The following is a 17,528-nucleotide window of genomic DNA, read 5'->3' on the forward strand; positions in this document are numbered from 1 at the left end:
TCCCTCGTTACTGTCCTCGCCAATGAGATCGATCTCAAGCGAGTGACCATGACTGACCTGAAAGACGTTGCGCAGCTGGCCGGGGTATCCCGCGCCACTGCCGCCCGCACCTTTGCTTCCCCCGACCAAGTGCGCCCGGCCACCCGTGAGCAGGTGTTCGCCGCCGCCCGCGAGCTGGGCTTTCGACCGAACCTGCTCGGCCGCCAACTGCGCCTGCAAACCACCCAGCTGATTGGCGTGGTGGTGCCCAACCTGCTCAACCCGGTGTTTGCCGAACAGCTCCAGGCCATGGAGCGTGCCGCGCGGCTGCGCGGCTACAGCCTGTTGCTGGCGACCACCGACTACAGCAGCGAACGCGAAAGCATCGTTGTGGAAGAGTTGCTACGCCAACGCGTCGACGGGCTGGTGCTGACGGTCACCGACGCCGAAAGCAATAGCGTGCTCAACAGCCTCGCCAGCGAACAAACGCCGTTCGTGCTGGCTTATCACCAACCCAGCAACCCCAGCTACAGCGCCGTGTCGGTCGACAACCGCGCGGGCATGGCCCTGGCCACGCGTTATTTGCTCGAAGCGGGGCACCGGCGCATCAGCATGGTCGCCGGCCCCGCGTTGCAGTCCGACCGCGCGCGCCTGCGCTACGCCGGTTATTGCGATGCGATGCGCGAGTACGGGCTTGAAAGCCGCGCAGTGATTGAAATGCCGGCCCACACCCAGGCCGCCTTCGCGGCGATCGAGCCGTTCCTCCAAGGCCCCCAGGCGCCGACTGCGCTGGTGTGTTCCAACGATTTCCTCGCGATCAGCCTGATCGCCGAGCTGCGCCGCAACGCCTGGAATGTGCCCGAGCAACTCTCGGTGATGGGCTTTGACGGCATCGCCCTCGGCACCCAGATGCACCCGACGCTGTGCAGCGTGGTGCAGCCCATCGGCCTGCTGGCCAGCACGGTGATTGACCAATTGCTGGCGCAGATCGCCGGCAACGCCCCAATTTCCCATTGCCTGCCGTGCCATATCCGGCCTGGCGACAGCACTCAACCCCTTGAGGAGACACCCGATGCGCGCGTTCAGTAAAACCCTGGCAACCGTGCTGCTGTGCGGCATGGCCAGCCTTGCCCAGGCGGCCGACACCGCGATTTGCTACAACTGCCCACCCGACTGGGCCGATTGGGGCAGCCAACTCCAGGCCATCGCCGCCACTACCGGCGTGCAGGTGCCGCTGGACAACAAGAACTCCGGCCAGTCCCTGGCGCAGTTGGTGGCCGAGAAGGCCGCGCCGGTGGCCGACGTGGTGTATTACGGCGTGACCTTCGGCTTGCAGGCACAAAAAGCCGAGGTGGTCGGCACCTACAAGCCCAAAGGCTGGGAGCAGATTCCGGCCGGCCTGAAAGACCCGACCGGCCACTGGTTTGCGATTCACTCCGGCACTTTGGGCATCATGGTCAACGTCGATGCGCTGGGCGGCTTGCCCGTGCCGCAAAGCTGGGCCGACCTGCTCAAGCCTGAGTACAAAGGCATGGTCGGTTACCTCGACCCATCCAGCGCGTTTGTCGGCTACGTCTCGGCGGTGGCGATCAACCGCGCTTTGGGCGGCGATCTGGATAACTTTGCCCCGGCCATCGACTATTTCCAGAAACTCGCCAAAAACGCACCCATCGTGCCCAAGCAAACCGCCTATGCGCGGGTGCTGTCCGGTGAGCTGCCGATTCTGGTGGACTACGACTTCAACGCCTACCGTGCGCGTTACAAGGACAACGCCAACGTTGCCTTCGTGATCCCCAAAGAAGGCAGCATCAGCGTGCCGTACGTGATGAGCCTGGTGGCCAATGCGCCGCACCGCGCTAACGCTGAAAAGGTCCTCGATTTCGTGCTCTCCGATGCAGGCCAGGCGCTCTGGGCCAAGGCTTACCTGCGTCCGGTGCGCCCAATGAAAATGCCGGCCGACGTTGCCGCGCAGTTCCTGCCCGACAGCGACTACGCCCGCGCTGGCGTGGTGGACTACGAAAAAATGGCCGCTGTGCAGGAAGCCTTCGCCGCCCGTTACCTGAACGAGGTCAAGTAAGTGGCCGCATCGGCAAAGCATGCAGCCTGGGCACTGGCCCCGGCCTTGGCGGTGCTGTTCGCGTTCTGGCTGTTGCCGCTGGCGCACCTGATGGTGCTCGGCACCGAGAGCCGCGACAGCAACGGCAGCGGCTATTGGCAGGTGCTCAGCAGTGCGCAGTACCTGGGCAGCCTGGCGCAAACCTGTGTGCTGGCCGTGATTGTGACGCTCACGGCGTTACTGATCGGCGGCATCAGCGGTGTGTTTCTCGCACGTCAGCAGTTCTTCGGGCGTTCGGCATTGGTGGCATTGCTCACCTTTCCATTGGCGTTTCCCGGCGTGGTGGTGGGCTTTCTGGTGATCCTGCTGGCCGGACGCCAAGGCCTGTTTGCGGCCCTGGGCCTGCAACTGGCCGGTGAGCGCTGGATTTTTGCGTACTCGCTGGCGGGGCTGTTTGTCGGCTACCTGTACTTCTCGATCCCGCGGGTGATCCTTACGGTAATGGCCGCGTGCGAAAGCCTCGACCGCAGCCTGGAAGAGGCCGCGCACTCACTGGGCGCCGGGCATTGGCGTGTGGTGTGCGACGTGATCGTGCCGGGGCTGGCGCCTGCGCTGGCCTCCTGCGGGGCGATCTGTTTTGCCACGTCGATGGGCGCGTTCGGTACCGCCTTTACCTTGGGCACGCGGCTGAACGTCACCCCGGTGGCGATCTACAACGTGTTCACCAACTACGCCAACTTTGCCGTCGCCGCCGCGCTGTCGGTGGTGCTCGGTGCAGTGACCTGGGCGGTGTTGCTGCTCACGCGTCGCCTGGTGAAAAACGCGGGGACGGTCCTTTGAAGCGCTCATCGCTGTTTGTGATGCAACTGCTGTTTACCCTGCTGGTGTGCGCCTTCATGTTGGTGCCGGTGCTGATGTCGTTGCTGGCCGGGCTGACGCGTAATTTCTTCGTCGGCCTGTCCAGCGGCTTGACCTTCGACTGGCTGGTGCAGGTGTGGCAGGCCTATTCGCCCACGGTGTGGCTGTCGCTGCAGCTGGCCCTGGCCTGTGCAGTGTGCGTCTGCGTGATCGGCGTGCCGGCGGCCTATGCCTTGGTGCGTATGAGCAACCGCTTCAGCCGCGCCTTCGAAGAGCTGATGGTGCTGCCGGTGGCGATGCCGGGTTTGGCCAGTGCGTTGGCGTTGCTGTTGACCTACGGCCAGTTCGGCAGCTTTCGCAGCAGTTGGCTGTTCATCCTCGTCGGCCATGTGTTGTTCACCTTGCCGTTCCTGGTGCGCCCGGTAATGGCGGTGATGCAACGTCAGCAACTGCCGGTGTTGGAGGAGGCCGCCGCCAGCCTCGGCGCGGGGCCGATCAAGCGCTTTTTCAGCGTGGTCGTGCCCAATTGCCGGGCGGGCATCCTGGCCGGCGTGCTGATGGTGGTCACCCTGAGCCTGGGTGAGTTCAACCTGACCTGGATGCTGCACACGCCGATGACCAAGACGCTGCCGGTGGGGTTGGCCGACAGCTACGCCTCGGCGCGTCTGGAAATCGCCAGCGCCTACACCCTTATCTTTTTGCTGATGATCGTGCCGCTGCTGATTGCGTTGCAGGCCATCAGTGCTCGTTTGTCCCGTGGAGAGCGTCGATGACCGCTATCACTATCCGCCTGCAAGGCTGTCGCAAGGCATTCGCCGACGGCACCGTGGCCGTGCATGACCTGAACCTGAGCGTCGAAGGCGGCGAAACCCTGGCAATTCTCGGCCCCTCCGGCTGTGGCAAAACCACGACTCTGCGCCTGATTGCCGGCCTGGAACGCCCGGACGTCGGCCAGGTGTTTTTCGGCGATCAGGATGTCACCCGCCTGCCCATCGAGCGCCGTGATGTGGGCATGGTGTTTCAGAATTACGCGCTGTTTCCCAACCTGGATGTGGCCGGCAATATCGTCTACGGCTTGAAGATTCGCGGCATGTCGGCGCCTGAGCGCAACAAGCGCTGCGAGGAACTGTTGGAACTGGTGGGCTTGCAGCACCACGGCAAGCGCAGCATCCATGAACTGTCGGGCGGCCAGCGTCAGCGTGTGGCCTTGGCCCGCGCCCTGGCGCCGCGTCCCAACGTGCTGTTGCTGGATGAGCCGCTGGCGGCCCTGGATGCGCAATTGCGCGAGCGCCTGCGCAGCGAGCTGGATCAACTGCTGCGCGGGCTTGGCATCACCTCGGTGTTCGTCACCCATGACCAGGGCGAAGCCATGGCCCTGGGCGACCGCATCCTTGTGATGGAGCAGGGGCGTATCGCGCAACTGGCCAGCCCACGGGAGATCTACCAGCAGCCGGCCAATGCGTTTGTCGCAGGCTTCGTCGGCAACCTCAATGCCTTCTCTGTGCTGGCGCGGACTGCCCACGGCCTCAAAGTCTGCGGCGGCGAACTGCCGTGGCACGGCGCCGGTTTACCGAGCACCGTGTACTGCCGGCCCGAACACCTGCGCGTGATGGAAGACGAAGGCCACCTGCACGGCCATCTGGTCGCGCAGTTCTTCCAGGGCGCACAAAGCCGCCTGCTGGTGGATGTGGGCGGCCCGCAACCGCTGCTGGTGGACAGCAGCGACAACCAACTGCACCGCGTCGGCGCGCCGATTGCCCTGGCGATTGCGCCGCACATGGTGTTCACCCTGAATGCGTGAGAGCTTATTTTGAACCGTCCGTTTCTTGTTGCGCAGATCAGCGACCTGCACCTTAAAGCCGGTAACCGCCTGACCTATGGCGTGGTCGATACCCTCGGCGCACTGCGCCGCGCCGTCGACCACCTGAACGCCCGCTACCCTCGGCCCGATATCGTGGTGATCAGCGGCGACCTGGTGGATTTTGGCCGCGCCGATGAATACGCCGTGCTGCACCCGGAGCTGGCACGCCTGCACATGCCGTGCTACCTGGTGCCCGGCAACCACGACACGCGCGGGCCATTACTGGATGCGTTCGGCGATCACGCTTATCTGCCGACGTCGGCAGATGGCCCGCTGGATTGGGTTGTGGATGAGCATCCGCTGCGCTTGATCGGCCTGGACTCGACCATTCCCGGTGGTCACGGCGGCCAACTGCTCGACAGCCAATTGCAGTGGCTCGACGCGCAATTGGCACTGCGTCCCGAGGCGCCAACCTTGCTGATCCTGCATCACCCGCCGTTCAGCAGCGGCATCGGCCATATGGACCGCGAGCCCTTTGGCAACGCCGCCGCCCTGGAGCGCGTCGTCGCTCGTCACCCACAAGTGGAGCGCCTGTTGTGCGGGCATTTGCACCGCCCGATGCAGCGGCGTTTTGGCGGCAGCCTGAGTTGCGTGTGCCCTGGCACTTCGCACCAGATCGTGCTCGACCTGCAAGACGCCGCGCCTGCGCATTTCAACCTGGAACCGGCAGGCTTTGTGCTGCACCGCTGGGATGCACAGCACGGGCTGATCAGCCACAACGGCGTGTTCGGGGACTACCCGGGGCCGTATCCGTTTTATGACGCTCATGGATTGATTGACTGAGGTTTTACGGAGGTTCACTTCACTCAACTAAGCACTTGAATATTCGTTAACGCGGCGGCCAACCCAAGTTGGCCGCGTGCATCCTGCTGCCCTTTTTACGCGCACGGAATCTGGATTCCGCGCCGGAGTTCGTCCTGATGAAAGCCACTTTGAATGTACTGAGCGTATTAACCGGCGGCCTGGGCATTGCCCTAAGCCCCTTGGCCTCGGCTGATTTCTTGAGTGACAGCACAGCCAACTTGAACCTGCGCAACTTCTACTTCAATAACGATAACCGCGACGGCGCCGCCGCACCGTCAAAGACCGAAGAATGGGGCCAGGCGTTTATCCTCAACTACCAGTCGGGCTTTACCGACGGCACTGTCGGTTTTGGTCTGGACGCCGTCGGCATGCTCGGTGTGACCCTCGACAGCGGCGCTGGCCGCCACGTGGGCAGCTCGATGATCCCCACCGATGACGGCAAGGCAGCCGACAGTTGGGCGCGCGGTGGTGCGACAGCCAAGGCGCGCTTCGCCAAGACCGAACTGCGCTACGGCTACCTGCGCCCGAACCTGCCGATCCTGGTGAGCAACGATGGCCGCCTGTTGCCGCAATCCTTCGAGGGCGCGCAGGTCACCAGCAAAGACATCGACAACCTGACGCTGATTGGCGGCCAGCTGCAGCACACCACCGGCCGTGGCTCCAGCGACCGCAGTGGCCTGGCGGCCGCGGGTGGCACGCAAGAGAGCAATAAATTCAACTACGCAGGTTTCGACTACCAAGTGAACAAGGACCTGCTGGTCCAGTATTACTACGCCAACCTCGAAGACTATTACCAACAGCACTTTGCCGGTTTGATCCATGTAGTGCCGTTGGGTGACTACGGTTCATTGAAGACCGACCTGCGTTACTTCAATACGACTTCCGACGGCAAGAACAGCACTGCGGCCGGGCGTGCCGAAGGGTATAAGTTCGGCGGCTACACCCAGAACGGCAACGGCGAAATCGACAACAACACCTGGAGCGCCGCGTTCATCTACTCGCTGGGCCCGCACGCGATCACCGCGGGTTACCAGCGAGTCTCCGATGACAGTAACTTCGCCCAACTCAACCAGGGTGGCCTGGTCAACAAAGGCGAGGGCGGTTCGAGCCTGTACCTTTACACCGACCGCACCGTGCAAACCTTCATCCAGGCCGGCGAACGCACCGCCTTTGCGCAATACGCCTACGACTTTGTCGCGCTGGGCCTGCCTGGCCTGAAGGCGTCGGTGATGTATTTGAAAGGCGACCATATCCTCACCACCGCCGGCAACACGGCCAGCGAATGGGAACGGGACATCTCCCTGGATTACGTGGTGCAAAGCGGCACGTTCAAAAACGTCGGGTTTGGCTGGCGCAACGGCGTGTCGCGCAGTGAAGTGGCGCGCGACCAGGATCAGAATCGGGTGTTTGTGAGTTATTCGATTCCATTGCTGTAAGAGCGCGATGCGCGGTGCCTCATGGCGATTTTGAGGCCCCCGCTTTCAGCGCGATCAGCGACGTTACATGCGTCGCGTGGTCATTATCGATGCGTTGAAAACCGCAGCGCAGATAGAACTGCGCGGCTTGCGGCGTATCGGTAGTGAGCCGGGCTTCCTGAAAGTGCGCCGCCGCGTGCTCCAATAGCCGTTTGACCAGGGCTTTGCCAATTGCCTGCCCGCGCAGGCTGGGCGCGATGTACACCCGGCGTAGCCGACCGACTCCGGGACCTGCGTAGGGGTCACAGGACACACCGCCGACGCCAATCAACTGGCCGTGACGAAACACGCCGAAAAGGCATTCACCCGGCTGATCAAACCGATTCGTACGGTTGTCCCATTCGCTGATAAGCCGCGTCAGGAACCTGAACCCTTCGGCGACAGCCTGCGCCCGCAGCGCGTGGATCTGCTCGGGAAGCTCTTCCAGTTTGCGTATCGCAACGTCTTCGCGGGCGTGGGTCACTCAGACGCCCCGCTAAACCACGCAGCTTTGGATTCAATGCAGCTGTGCGCCTGTTTGTGCGCAGTGAAAGGGCTATCGAGGGTGCCGACTGCGATGGACATCCATTCTGGAAACTGTCCACGGGCGTCAGACCAGAACAGCGATGATCCACACCGCGAGCAGAATTGGCGGGTGACGCCTGCTGAAGATTCATAGCTTCGAAGCACATCCTCAGCGGCGTTGATATTGACGACTGACCGAGGGGCGCTGGCATACGTGGCGAATGCCGCGCCGTGCGCTTTCTGGCATTTTTTGCAGTGGCAGTGGGTGACCGCTTTCAAAGGGGTCGACACCTGATAACTGATAGCGCCGCACAGGCAACTGCCTTGGGTCACTGCATCCATGGTTGTGTGTCTCCCAGTAAGTACCGCCACAGTTTATTCCAGCGCGCAACGCCTAGGGTGAACGAGTTTTGGGGGCGAACGGGGCGCTTGCGGCAAACCGACATCGAGTGGCGAGCAGGCCTCTTGTGGCGAGCGGGCTTGCCCCGCGTTGGGGGGCGAAGCCGCCCTGAACCCGGCTGGCGCGATGTGCCTGAATGGGTGCGGCGCTCTTAGTGGGGCTGCTGCGCAGCCCAACGCGGGGCAAGCCCGCTCGCTACAGGAAGCCCACTTAACACAGCAAGCCACAGTGGTTCATCAGTGTCGCTTACGACACCCGATTCCGGCCTGCGCCCTTGGCCTCATACAATTGCATGTCCGCCCGCTTGAGCAGCCCCAGAGAATCGCGGTCCGAGGGCTGCGCGATGCTCACACCAATACTCACCGTAACCTGGCCCACTGTTGGGAAGTTTGCCGCCGCCACGGCCGCACGGATTTTTTCGGCAACCACGTCGGGGCTGTCCGGCTCTTCAACCTCCGGCAGCAATACTGCAAATTCTTCACCGCCGTATCGCGCGACAAAGTCGGTGGCGCGCGTGGTGCTCTCGATCAGCGCCGCCAGTTGGCACAGCACGTCATCGCCGACGGCGTGACCGTAGGTGTCGTTGACGCGCTTGAAATAGTCGGCGTCGATCAGCAGCAAGGCAAAGGTGCGGCCGGTGCGTTGGAACAACAGGCTGCTCTCGGCGAGTTTTTCGTCGAAACGGCGGCGGTTGTAAACGCCGGTCAGTGCGTCGTGCGTGGCCAGTTTCAGCAGGTCGGCATTGGCCTGGGTGAGGGCGGCAGTGCGCTGGGTGACGGTGGCTTCCAGCGAGGCATTGGCTTCCTGCAGTTCGCGCTCCTTGGTCAGCAAGGATTGGGTCATGCTGCTGATGGAACGGCCCAGTTGGGCGATTTCCAGCACCGGATGCTCCTGGGGGAAGACGGCGCCGGGCTGCTGGTCTTGCACCTGTTTGGCGGACCTGGCCAGGCGCTCGATGGGGCGGCTGAGTGACGAGGCGAGGTAGTAAGCGGCCAGCACAAAGATGAACGCCGCGAGCACACCCAGCATGAGTAATTTGTACAACAGGTTGTGCGCCGGTTGCAGTGCGACGTCTAACGGTTGTCGCACCATGATGTACCAGTTCATTTTCGCATTCGACGGGCTCGGCACCGCCACCGATGCCGTGACGTAGCCGTTGCCGGTGAACCAGCCAGCGGGCGTGTGCAGTTGGTCCAGCGGCATTTGTTCGCCCGCGAGCAATTCCGGGTAAAGCACCTTGCCGTCAATGTCGACGATCAACGCCTCGATCTGTGGGATGGCATCCTTTTGCATCACGGCGGAATCGACGATCTGGGTGACCCAGCTCCAGTGGGCATGGGCGCCCAGCACGCCAATCGTGTCACCCTGGGCATTGCGGATCGGTGCGGCGAAATCGATAAAGCGCAGTGGCTCACCGTCCGCCGCTCCCGGCAGCAGCTTGGCGAGCAACACCGCCTCGTGGGGATCTCCGGTGTACTCGGCGCGCATGCCGGCCTGAAACCAAGGCCGCTGCTGCACTGATTGATTGACCAGCAAGCCGTTGACCGCCTGGCGCACGCGCCCGTCAGCATCGGCCACGCCCATCCATGCATACTCCGCGCGCGATTGGGTGCGCAGTTCCATCAGCGTCAGGATATCCGGCGCGGTCAGGTCGCCCTTGCGCATGATCGGGGCCTTGCTCAGCAGCGACACTTCCAGCTGCCGCTCGCGCAGTTGCACGGCCAACAGCGCGGCCGTCGAGCGCGCCGTGCTGAGCAGCGAGTTGCCGCTGGCCTGCTTCATTTGCTCGGTGGCGATATGACCAACATAGAGGCCCACGCTCAGGAGTGTGACCAGTGATAAACCGGCAAACCATAGGGTCAGGTGACTGCGCAGGCTGGCTTTGATCATGGGGGCTCATTTGAGTGTTTATTTTGAGCCATGGTATGCGTTATGGATGGGCTACGGCCAGCAGCAGGCGCGCTTATGTGTTGGTCTTCAATTTGGTCCACAGCCGGGTGGCCAGCCGCGCTATCGCCGGGGGCAGGTCCTCGACGATAAACAGGCTGTCCATCACGCTTTTCGGCGGGTAGATCGCCAGGTCCTGTTTCACGGCCGGCGTGAGGAACTCATCTGCCGCACTGTTGGGGTTGGCGTAGTGGATGCTGTTGCTGATGTTGGCGATCACCTTGGGCTCGAGCAGGTAATTCATGTAGGCGTAGGCGTTCTTTTCGTGCGGCGCGGCCTTGGGCATCACCACCATGTCCAGCCACAGCGTCGAGCCTTCCTGCGGGATCGAGTAGGCAATCTCGATACCGTTTTTGGCTTCTTTGGCGCTCGCGGCCGCCTGCACCACGTCGCCATTGAAACCGATCACCGCGCAGATATTGCCGTTGGCCAAGTCACTGATGTACTTGGACGCGTGGAAGTACTGGATGTAAGGGCGGATTTTCAACAGGGCCTGTTCGGCCTGTTTATAGTCGGCCGGCTCATGGCTGTGATGGGGCAGGCCCAGGTAATTGAGGGTGATGGGCAGGATCTGCGTCGGGTTGTCGATGATCGCCACGCCGCAGGTGCTGAGTTTTTTGATCGTGTCTTCATCAAAGAACATCTTCCAGGACCGGGTGACGTCAGTGCTGCCAAAGAGTGCCTTGATCTTCTCGACGTTATAGCCGATACCCGCCGTGCCCCACATATAGGGAAAGCCATACTGGTTGCCCGGGTCGTTGACCTCAAGCTTCTTCATCAGCAGCGGGTCGAGGTTTTTCCAGTTCGGCAACTGGCTGCGGTCGAGCTTCTGGATCGCGCCGGCCTTGATCAGCCGCGACAGAAAGTGGTTTGAAGGGCTGACCACGTCGTAGCCGGTGTTGCCGGTCATCAACTTGGATTCGAGCACTTCGTTGCTGTCATGGATGTCGTAAGTGGGCGTGATGCCGGTGGCCTGAGTAAAGCGTGTAAGGGTGTCGTCGGCGATATAGCCGTTCCAGTTGGAGATATTCACCTCTTCAGCGGCATAGCCGGCCGCCGAAAACGCACTGAGCATTACCGCCACGGACCATTGCTTGATGTGCATTGCATTCACCTTTGTTGTTGTCAGATTTCTGATCGGGCACGCACCGCTTCGATGCGCATGCGCAGCAGGGCGCCGAGGTCGAACAGCGGGCGCGGCGGCAACCAACCGGGCTGCGCACGCTGGATCACCGATTGCAGCAGCGGCGATTGGTGCCCCGAGGCCCACTCCGCCATCAACCGCCCCCACAGCGTGCCGCGCGCGACGCCGGAACCGTTGCAGCCAGCGATGGCGTACAGGTTGTCTTGGACCTTGGCGAAGTACGGCTGGCCGGACCGCGACGCACTGAGGTGGCCTGTCCAGGTGTAATGGATGTCCTGTTCGGTGAGCCACGGGAAGCGCCGTTGCAAACCCAGCACATGGCGCTGGCGGCGCTGCAGCAAGTCGGCGTTGGACAAGTCGCGGGTGCGGTACTCGGCGGTGTTGCGAATCATCACGCGCCGGTCCGGCGTGAGCCGCACGGTGGCACCCAGTGGCCGCGTCGACAGCACGCCCCAGGGCGCGGCGGCGCATTCTTTTTCTGTGAGTGGGCGGGTGAGACTGGCACTCAGTTCCATGGGGAACGTGGCGCTTTGGTCCAGTCCGACACGCGGGATAAACGCATTTAGGCACACCAGCACGTGTCGCGCTTCAATACTGCCCGCACGGCTGGTCGCGCGCAGGGCGCCGTTGCCCGTGCGCTCAAGGCCGGTGATGTCAGTGTTTTCAAACAGGCTGACCGAGGCTGGCAACGCGGCCAGCAAGCCCTTCACGTACTTGGCCGGTTGCAGCAGGGCGTTGCCGTTGCCGCACCAGATGCCGGCCTGGTAATGCGCGGTGCCGAGTTTCTGGCGCAGCGCCTCGCCTTGCAGACATTGCGCAGAGGCGCCCAGGGCGAGCAGGGTGGCGAGTGTGTGGTCGACGTGATCGAGCTTGTCGGCGTCATGCACGGCGAAGAAGTAACCGTCGTCGCGAAAATCGCAGTCGATGCCATGGCCGGCGATGCGTTGGCGCACCTCGTCACTCGCCGCGCGTGAGATCGCGGTGTCCACTTCAAAACCCTCGAAGCCTGCGGTGCCCAGCAACTCGCTTTCGGCCGGGTGTTCGTGCGCCACCACAAACCCCGAGTTTCGCGCGGAGGCGCCCTGGGCCGCGCACTGACGGTCAACAATCACGATGCGCGCTTCGGGGTGCAGGGTTGTCAGGCTATGGGCGGCGCAGAGCCCGGTGATGCCGGCGCCAATCACCAGCCAGTCGGCCTGTTGTGTGCCGGTCAAGGCGCTACGAGCGGGCAGGGGTTTGGTTTGGGCTATCCAGCCACAGATATTGTCCACGTGTGCCTCGGCTGCATGCGTTGTTCGCATGAATGATTTAAGTCGATGGCTGGAATCTATAGGGGCTTGGGTGATACAACCAACGTTATAAAATCATCCAGCTATTCGGAAATCGCATGGATAAGCTTCGTCACGTGCCGTCGCTGCAGGGCCTGCAGGCGTTGGTGGAAGTCAGCGACAGCGCCAGCTTCACCCAGGCTGCGCAGACGCTGTGCCTGACCCAGAGCGCTGTCAGTCGCCAGATCCAGCAATTGGAGAGCCATTTCGGCGTGGCCCTGTTTACACGCACCAGCCGCAGCCTGCGGCTGACAGCCGAAGGCGAGCAGGTGCTGATTTACGCGCGCAGTATGCTGGCGCAACTCAAAGTGCTGGAAGACCGCATTTCGCCGCACACACGCCCGTTTCGCATCCGCCTGCACGTGTCGCTGGCCGTGCGCTGGCTGCTGCCAAAGCTGAGTGATTTCTACCGGTTGCACCCGGACATTTCCCTGGCCATCGAGACGGTTGCCACCGAAGGGGTCGAGCCCGCCGACGACAGCGATGCCTACATTCAGTACCTGCCCACGCCGCCCACTGATCCGGCGTGCCTGACGCTGTTCCAGGAACAGCTGGTGCCGGTGTGTGCACCTCAAGTTGGCCCGTTATCAACCTTTACAGACCTGCGGCACGTGGCGCTGCTGCACCGTTCAGTCGACCGGCAGGACTGGCGCGTATGGTTGGCCGCCAACAGCGCCGGCACGCTGGACGACTACCGGCACATCCCCTTCAACCTTGACGAATTGGCGCTTGACGCCGCCGCGCGCGGGCTGGGCGTGGCAATGACTGACTTGACCCTGGCGGCCGAATCCATCGAGCGCGGTGTGCTGGTTGTGCCGTTGGGCGAACCGTTGGTGACGGGCGGCGTTTACGCGTTGTGCGTGCAACCGCAGGCGGCGTCCCACGCAGGCTGCGGCGTGGTCATGGCGTGGTTCGCCCACCAGGCGCAACGCTGAACCACAAACGTACAAGATCCAGCGCAAACCGCCTCAGTAGACTCGCCGGACTTCTTCTACTGCAGGTTTCTCCATGGACATTTTCCTCTACGCCTTCAGCGTCATGTACAGCCCCGGCCCCGTGAACCTGATGGGGCTGAATGCCGGGCTCACCGGCAAATTCCGTCGCTCCAGCGGGTTCTACCTCGGCGTGGGCTGCGCGATGCTGTTGATGTTCGTGCTGTTTGGCTACACCGGCGAGGCGATCATTTCTCAGGCGGCGCTGCCGTATATCTCGCTGGTCGGCGGCGTGTACACGCTGTACCTCGCCTACCAGGTGTTCACTGCCCGCACGGTGGTTGAAGAATCTTCAAACACGCCGGGCAAGGCCCTCACGTTCTGGAATGGCCTGGTGATTCAGTTGCTCAACCCCAAGGGCATCGTGGCGGTCTTGCCGATTACCAGCGTGATGCTGCCGGCGGCGCATATCACCGGGGCATCCATTGCCGGGGTTTCGGCGTTGCTGGGGCTGGGCGCGGTCGGCGCGCCGTGGATTTACGCCTTGCTGGGCGCGGTGTTGGGGCGGCGGATCAACGGCGCGTCGGCGTTCACCGTGTTCAACCGGTGCATGGGCCTGGCGTTGGCCGGTTGTGCGTATTTCATGTTTCACGCGTTCTATGTTCACCTGATTTCAACATGAGCGGATCTTGTGATCATCTGGAATATAATGAGTTTGTCTCACGATGAGTGGGTGTCGACAATGGCTGCCATCAAATATCGACATTGGAGTTGTAAGTCATGGCAGTCGCTCATTCCCTGGGATTTCCGCGCATTGGACGCGATCGTGAACTGAAAAAAGCGCAGGAAGCGTTCTGGAAGGGCGAACTCGACGAAGCCGGCCTGCGCGCCGTTGGCCGTGGCTTGCGCAAAACTCACTGGGCGTTGCAGAAGCAAGCCGGCATCGAGCTGTTACCGGCCGGTGATTTCGCCTGGTACGACCAGGTCCTGACTCATTCATTGATGTTCGGCGTGATCCCTGAGCGCTTCCGCCCAGCCGACGGCCACGCCACATTGCACACGCTGTTCGGCATGGCCCGTGGCGTCAGCGACAACTGCTGCGGCGGTGCCCACGCCCAGGAAATGACCAAGTGGTTCGATACCAACTACCACTATCTGGTGCCTGAATTCAGTGCTGACCAGCAATTCCACCTGGGTTGGGAGCAGCTGTTTGAAGAGGTCAGGGAAGCCCGTGACCTGGGCCACAACGTCAAGCCGGTCGTCATCGGCCCGCTGACCTACTTGTGGTTGGGCAAGGCCAAGGGTGTCGACTTCGACAAACTTGACCTGCTTGACCGCCTGCTGCCGCTGTACGGCCAGATCTTCCAGCGCCTGGCTGAGCTGGGCGTTGAATGGGTGCAGATCGACGAGCCGATCCTGGTTCTGGACTTGCCACAAGACTGGAAAAATGCCTTTGAGCGCGCCTACAACCAGATCCAGCGCGACCCGCTGAAAAAGCTCGTGGCCACCTACTTCGGTGGTCTGGAAGAAAACCTCGGCCTGGCCGCCAACCTGCCGGTCGACGGTTTGCACATCGATCTGGTGCGTGCACCGGACCAGTACCCGACCATTCTTGATCGCCTGCCGGCTTACAAAGTGTTGTCCCTGGGCGTGGTCAATGGCCGCAACGTCTGGCGCTGCGACCTGGAAAAGGCCCTGGCGACCTTGCAGCACGCACATGAAAAGTTGGGTGATCGCCTGTGGGTGGCGCCGTCCTGCTCATTGCTGCACAGCCCGGTGGACCTGGACCGTGAAGACACGCTGGATGCCGAGTTGAAAAGCTGGCTGGCCTTCGCGGTGCAGAAGTGCGCGGAAGTGGCGGTGCTGGCCCAGGCCGTCTACACACCGCAGGCGCCGAATGTACGTGCCGCGTTGGCGCAGAGCCGCGCCGTGCAAGTGGCCCGCGCGGCTTCAACGCGAATTCACAAACCTGCCGTACAAGCCCGCGTGGCGGCGATTACCGCCAAGGACAGTCAGCGCCAGTCGCGGTTTGCCCAGCGTATCGAGCAGCAACGTGCCGGCCTCAACCTGCCACTGTTGCCGACCACCACCATCGGTTCGTTCCCGCAAACCGCCTCGATCCGCCTGGCGCGCCAGTCGTACAAAGCCGGCAAGTTGAGCGAAGCCGAGTACGTCGAAGCGATGCACAGCGAGATCAGGCACGCCGTGCAAGTGCAGGAAAACCTCGGCCTTGATGTGCTGGTGCACGGCGAAGCCGAACGAAATGACATGGTCGAGTACTTCGCCGAACAACTCGACGGCTACGTGTTCACCCGCTTCGGTTGGGTACAGAGCTACGGTTCGCGCTGCGTGAAACCGGCGGTGATCTTCGGCGACCTGAGCCGCCCGAACGCCATGACCGTGGAGTGGATCCGCTACGCCCAAGGCCTGACCAGCAAGGTGATGAAGGGCATGCTGACCGGCCCGGTAACCATGCTGATGTGGTCGTTTGCGCGCGAAGACGTCAGCCGCGAAGTGCAGGCGCGTCAACTGGCGCTGGCGATTCGTGACGAAGTGGTTGACCTGGAGGCGGCCGGCATCAAGATCGTGCAGATCGACGAAGCGGCGTTCCGTGAAGGCTTGCCGTTGCGCCGGGCGCAGTGGCAACACTACCTGGATTGGGCCACCGAAGCGTTCCGCTTGTGTGCCTGCGGCGTGCGTGACGAAACCCAGATCCACACGCACATGTGCTACAGCGAGTTCAACGATGTGATCGAGTCCATCGCGGCAATGGACGCCGACGTGATCACCATTGAGACGTCGCGCTCGGACATGGAACTGCTGGACGCGTTCGAAGCGTTCGCGTACCCCAATGACATCGGCCCCGGCGTCTACGACATCCATTCGCCCCGCGTGCCGGATGCGTCGCAAATGGCCCACTTGCTGCGCAAGGCCGCCCAGCGGATTCCGGCCGAGCGCCTGTGGGTCAACCCGGATTGCGGTTTGAAAACCCGGGGCTGGCCGGAGACAGAAGCGGCGTTGGTGCATATGGTCACCGCGGCGCGTCAACTGCGGGCTGAGCTGGCGTAACGCGATTTACAAATCGGGAGGGGCTTGCCCGCGATTGCAGTGTGTCAGTCCCGAATGTGGCTGACCTGCATCCCGGCCTGCAGCCTATGCCTGTTATGGCGAGCTTGCTCGTCATAACAGCTTCTCGACGTCAGGCGAGCCGGTCAAAGCCCTTCAAGCGGTACAGCAACACCGACGCCGCCCAGCTGGCGACGAAAATTCCGATGATGATGTAACCGAGCATTCCGAAGCTGTCGTTGAGGTTGCCGATAAAGCCCCAGAAATCACCCTTGAGCTCCAGCTGGTCGGCAATCAGCCCCAGCGCCTCGATGCTGCCGATGATCACTGCCACGACCACCGAGACCAAGGTAATGCTCATGTTGTAGTAGAGCTTGCGCAGCGGCTTCATGTACGCCCAGCCGTAGGCACCCAGCATCAAATGGCCGTCCAGCGTGTCCACCAGCGACATGCCGGCGCTGAACAGCAGCGGGAACACCATGATCGACCACGGCGATAAGCCCTGCGCCGCCTGCGTGGCGGAAATGCCCAGCAGGGCGATTTCGGTGGCGGTGTCAAACCCCAGGCCAAACAGAAAACCCAGCGGGTACAGGTGCCAACTGCGGCTGATCAGGCGAAACAGCGGGCGGAAGATTCGCGCCATGAAACCGCGGTCGGCCAGCAGCAGGTCAAAATCCTCTTCGACGTAAGCGCCGCCCTCGCGCACGTGACGCCAGGCCTTGTAGATCGACCGCAGGATCACCAAATTCATCAGCGCGATCACCAGCAAAAAGACCGCTGACACGGACGTGCCGATCACACCGCCAATCGCCTTGAACGCCTCGACATGTGCGGCGGTAAGGGCCACGCCAATCGAGGCCAGCACCACCACCGACGAATGCCCCAGAGAGAAAAAGAACCCCACCGCCACCGGGCGTTTGTGCTCTTGCATCAGCTTGCGGGTGGCGTTGTCGATGGCGGCGATATGGTCGGCGTCCACCGCGTGGCGCAGGCCGAAACTGTAGGCCAGCAGGGCAGTGCCCAGTAACACGGGGTGCTGATGAAACGCCACCAGCGCCCAGAGCCAGGCGCCGACGTTAATGGCGATCAAAATACCGTAGATGCCAAACAGCTTGGTGCGAACGTGGCTATTGGAATCACTGAAAACCTGGGCAAGACGGTGGATCATCCGGTA

General features: G+C 62.4%; 16 protein-coding genes. 10 read left to right on the top strand and 6 right to left on the bottom strand.

Annotated features, from left to right (window positions below):
• Positions 1-48: 48 nt before the first annotated feature.
• From AACU78_RS22020 to AACU78_RS22050, 7 genes are all read left to right on the top strand, one after another.
• Positions 49-1,068: a LacI family DNA-binding transcriptional regulator gene (locus AACU78_RS22020; protein WP_106577793.1), complete on the top strand. Its 1,020-nt coding sequence runs from the start codon at positions 49-51 to the stop codon at positions 1,066-1,068.
• Positions 1,052-2,056, top strand: a complete 1,005-nt coding sequence (locus AACU78_RS22025; RefSeq protein WP_106577794.1) for an ABC transporter substrate-binding protein — start codon at positions 1,052-1,054, stop codon at positions 2,054-2,056. The genes AACU78_RS22020 and AACU78_RS22025 overlap by 17 nt, the downstream gene beginning before the upstream one ends.
• Positions 2,057-2,875 carry an ABC transporter permease gene (locus tag AACU78_RS22030; protein WP_106577795.1) on the top strand — a complete coding sequence of 273 codons (819 nt, stop codon included), beginning with the start codon at positions 2,057-2,059 and terminating at the stop codon, positions 2,873-2,875.
• Positions 2,872-3,666: an ABC transporter permease gene (locus AACU78_RS22035; protein ID WP_106577796.1), complete on the top strand. Its 795-nt coding sequence runs from the start codon at positions 2,872-2,874 to the stop codon at positions 3,664-3,666. Before AACU78_RS22030 ends, AACU78_RS22035 begins: the two co-directional genes overlap by 4 nt.
• The gene (locus AACU78_RS22040; RefSeq protein ID WP_106577797.1) at positions 3,663-4,694 is read left to right on the top strand and encodes an ABC transporter ATP-binding protein; all 1,032 of its coding nucleotides are present in this window, start codon (positions 3,663-3,665) and stop codon (positions 4,692-4,694) included. Before AACU78_RS22035 ends, AACU78_RS22040 begins: the two co-directional genes overlap by 4 nt.
• A 9-nt stretch (positions 4,695-4,703) precedes the next feature.
• Positions 4,704-5,537, top strand: a complete 834-nt coding sequence (locus AACU78_RS22045) for a phosphodiesterase (RefSeq protein WP_106577798.1) — start codon at positions 4,704-4,706, stop codon at positions 5,535-5,537.
• 137 nt (positions 5,538-5,674) lie between these two features.
• Positions 5,675-6,994 carry an OprD family porin gene (locus tag AACU78_RS22050; protein WP_106577799.1) on the top strand — a complete coding sequence of 440 codons (1,320 nt, stop codon included), beginning with the start codon at positions 5,675-5,677 and terminating at the stop codon, positions 6,992-6,994.
• A gap of 19 nt (positions 6,995-7,013) precedes the next feature.
• On the opposite strand, the gene AACU78_RS22055 is transcribed toward AACU78_RS22050, so the two are convergent.
• The 5 genes from AACU78_RS22055 to AACU78_RS22075 all read right to left on the bottom strand — a co-directional run bounded on the left by AACU78_RS22055 (position 7,014) and on the right by AACU78_RS22075 (position 12,299).
• Complete coding sequence (locus AACU78_RS22055) at positions 7,014-7,496, bottom strand: GNAT family N-acetyltransferase (RefSeq protein WP_106577800.1); 483 nt, start codon at positions 7,494-7,496, stop codon at positions 7,014-7,016.
• Positions 7,493-7,879, bottom strand: coding sequence for a GFA family protein (locus tag AACU78_RS22060; RefSeq protein WP_106577801.1), 387 nt, complete (start codon positions 7,877-7,879; stop codon positions 7,493-7,495). The genes AACU78_RS22055 and AACU78_RS22060 overlap by 4 nt, the downstream gene beginning before the upstream one ends.
• Before the next feature lie 304 nt (positions 7,880-8,183).
• On the bottom strand, positions 8,184-9,827 hold the full coding sequence (locus tag AACU78_RS22065; protein ID WP_106577802.1) for a sensor domain-containing diguanylate cyclase: 1,644 nt from the start codon (positions 9,825-9,827) through the stop codon (positions 8,184-8,186).
• Positions 9,828-9,900: 73 nt separating this feature from the next.
• Positions 9,901-10,989 carry a polyamine ABC transporter substrate-binding protein gene (locus AACU78_RS22070; protein WP_106577803.1) on the bottom strand — a complete coding sequence of 363 codons (1,089 nt, stop codon included), beginning with the start codon at positions 10,987-10,989 and terminating at the stop codon, positions 9,901-9,903.
• Between the two features lie 20 nt (positions 10,990-11,009).
• A complete protein-coding gene (locus AACU78_RS22075) occupies positions 11,010-12,299 on the bottom strand; it encodes an NAD(P)/FAD-dependent oxidoreductase (RefSeq protein WP_106577804.1) in 1,290 nt (429 codons plus the stop codon).
• A 116-nt stretch (positions 12,300-12,415) separates the two neighbouring features.
• Between AACU78_RS22075 and AACU78_RS22080 the strand changes: the two genes are divergently transcribed.
• From AACU78_RS22080 to metE, 3 genes are all read left to right on the top strand, one after another.
• On the top strand, positions 12,416-13,291 hold the full coding sequence (locus tag AACU78_RS22080; RefSeq protein WP_106577805.1) for a LysR family transcriptional regulator: 876 nt from the start codon (positions 12,416-12,418) through the stop codon (positions 13,289-13,291).
• Between the two features lie 73 nt (positions 13,292-13,364).
• The gene (locus tag AACU78_RS22085) at positions 13,365-13,970 is read left to right on the top strand and encodes a LysE family translocator (protein WP_106577806.1); all 606 of its coding nucleotides are present in this window, start codon (positions 13,365-13,367) and stop codon (positions 13,968-13,970) included.
• Between the two features lie 98 nt (positions 13,971-14,068).
• Positions 14,069-16,357 carry a 5-methyltetrahydropteroyltriglutamate--homocysteine S-methyltransferase gene (gene metE, locus AACU78_RS22090; protein WP_106577807.1) on the top strand — a complete coding sequence of 763 codons (2,289 nt, stop codon included), beginning with the start codon at positions 14,069-14,071 and terminating at the stop codon, positions 16,355-16,357.
• A gap of 130 nt (positions 16,358-16,487) precedes the next feature.
• Here metE and AACU78_RS22095 read toward each other — a convergent pair whose 3' ends face one another.
• Positions 16,488-17,522 carry a HoxN/HupN/NixA family nickel/cobalt transporter gene (locus AACU78_RS22095; protein WP_106577808.1) on the bottom strand — a complete coding sequence of 345 codons (1,035 nt, stop codon included), beginning with the start codon at positions 17,520-17,522 and terminating at the stop codon, positions 16,488-16,490.
• Positions 17,523-17,528: the final 6 nt, after the last annotated feature.

Source organism: Pseudomonas sp. R9.37, assembly GCF_963878885.1.
Classification (GTDB): domain Bacteria; phylum Pseudomonadota; class Gammaproteobacteria; order Pseudomonadales; family Pseudomonadaceae; genus Aquipseudomonas.

Coding starts and splice junctions, on each gene's coding strand:
- AACU78_RS22020 (WP_106577793.1), top strand. CDS start 49: ATGACTGACCTGAAAGACGTTGCGCAGCTGGCCGGGGTATCCCGCGCC.
- AACU78_RS22025 (WP_106577794.1), top strand. CDS start 1,052: ATGCGCGCGTTCAGTAAAACCCTGGCAACCGTGCTGCTGTGCGGCATG.
- AACU78_RS22040 (WP_106577797.1), top strand. CDS start 3,663: ATGACCGCTATCACTATCCGCCTGCAAGGCTGTCGCAAGGCATTCGCC.
- AACU78_RS22050 (WP_106577799.1), top strand. CDS start 5,675: ATGAAAGCCACTTTGAATGTACTGAGCGTATTAACCGGCGGCCTGGGC.
- AACU78_RS22060 (WP_106577801.1), bottom strand. CDS start 7,879: ATGGATGCAGTGACCCAAGGCAGTTGCCTGTGCGGCGCTATCAGTTAT.
- AACU78_RS22065 (WP_106577802.1), bottom strand. CDS start 9,827: ATGATCAAAGCCAGCCTGCGCAGTCACCTGACCCTATGGTTTGCCGGT.
- AACU78_RS22070 (WP_106577803.1), bottom strand. CDS start 10,989: ATGCACATCAAGCAATGGTCCGTGGCGGTAATGCTCAGTGCGTTTTCG.
- AACU78_RS22080 (WP_106577805.1), top strand. CDS start 12,416: ATGGATAAGCTTCGTCACGTGCCGTCGCTGCAGGGCCTGCAGGCGTTG.
- AACU78_RS22085 (WP_106577806.1), top strand. CDS start 13,365: ATGGACATTTTCCTCTACGCCTTCAGCGTCATGTACAGCCCCGGCCCC.
- metE (WP_106577807.1), top strand. CDS start 14,069: ATGGCAGTCGCTCATTCCCTGGGATTTCCGCGCATTGGACGCGATCGT.
- AACU78_RS22095 (WP_106577808.1), bottom strand. CDS start 17,522: ATGATCCACCGTCTTGCCCAGGTTTTCAGTGATTCCAATAGCCACGTT.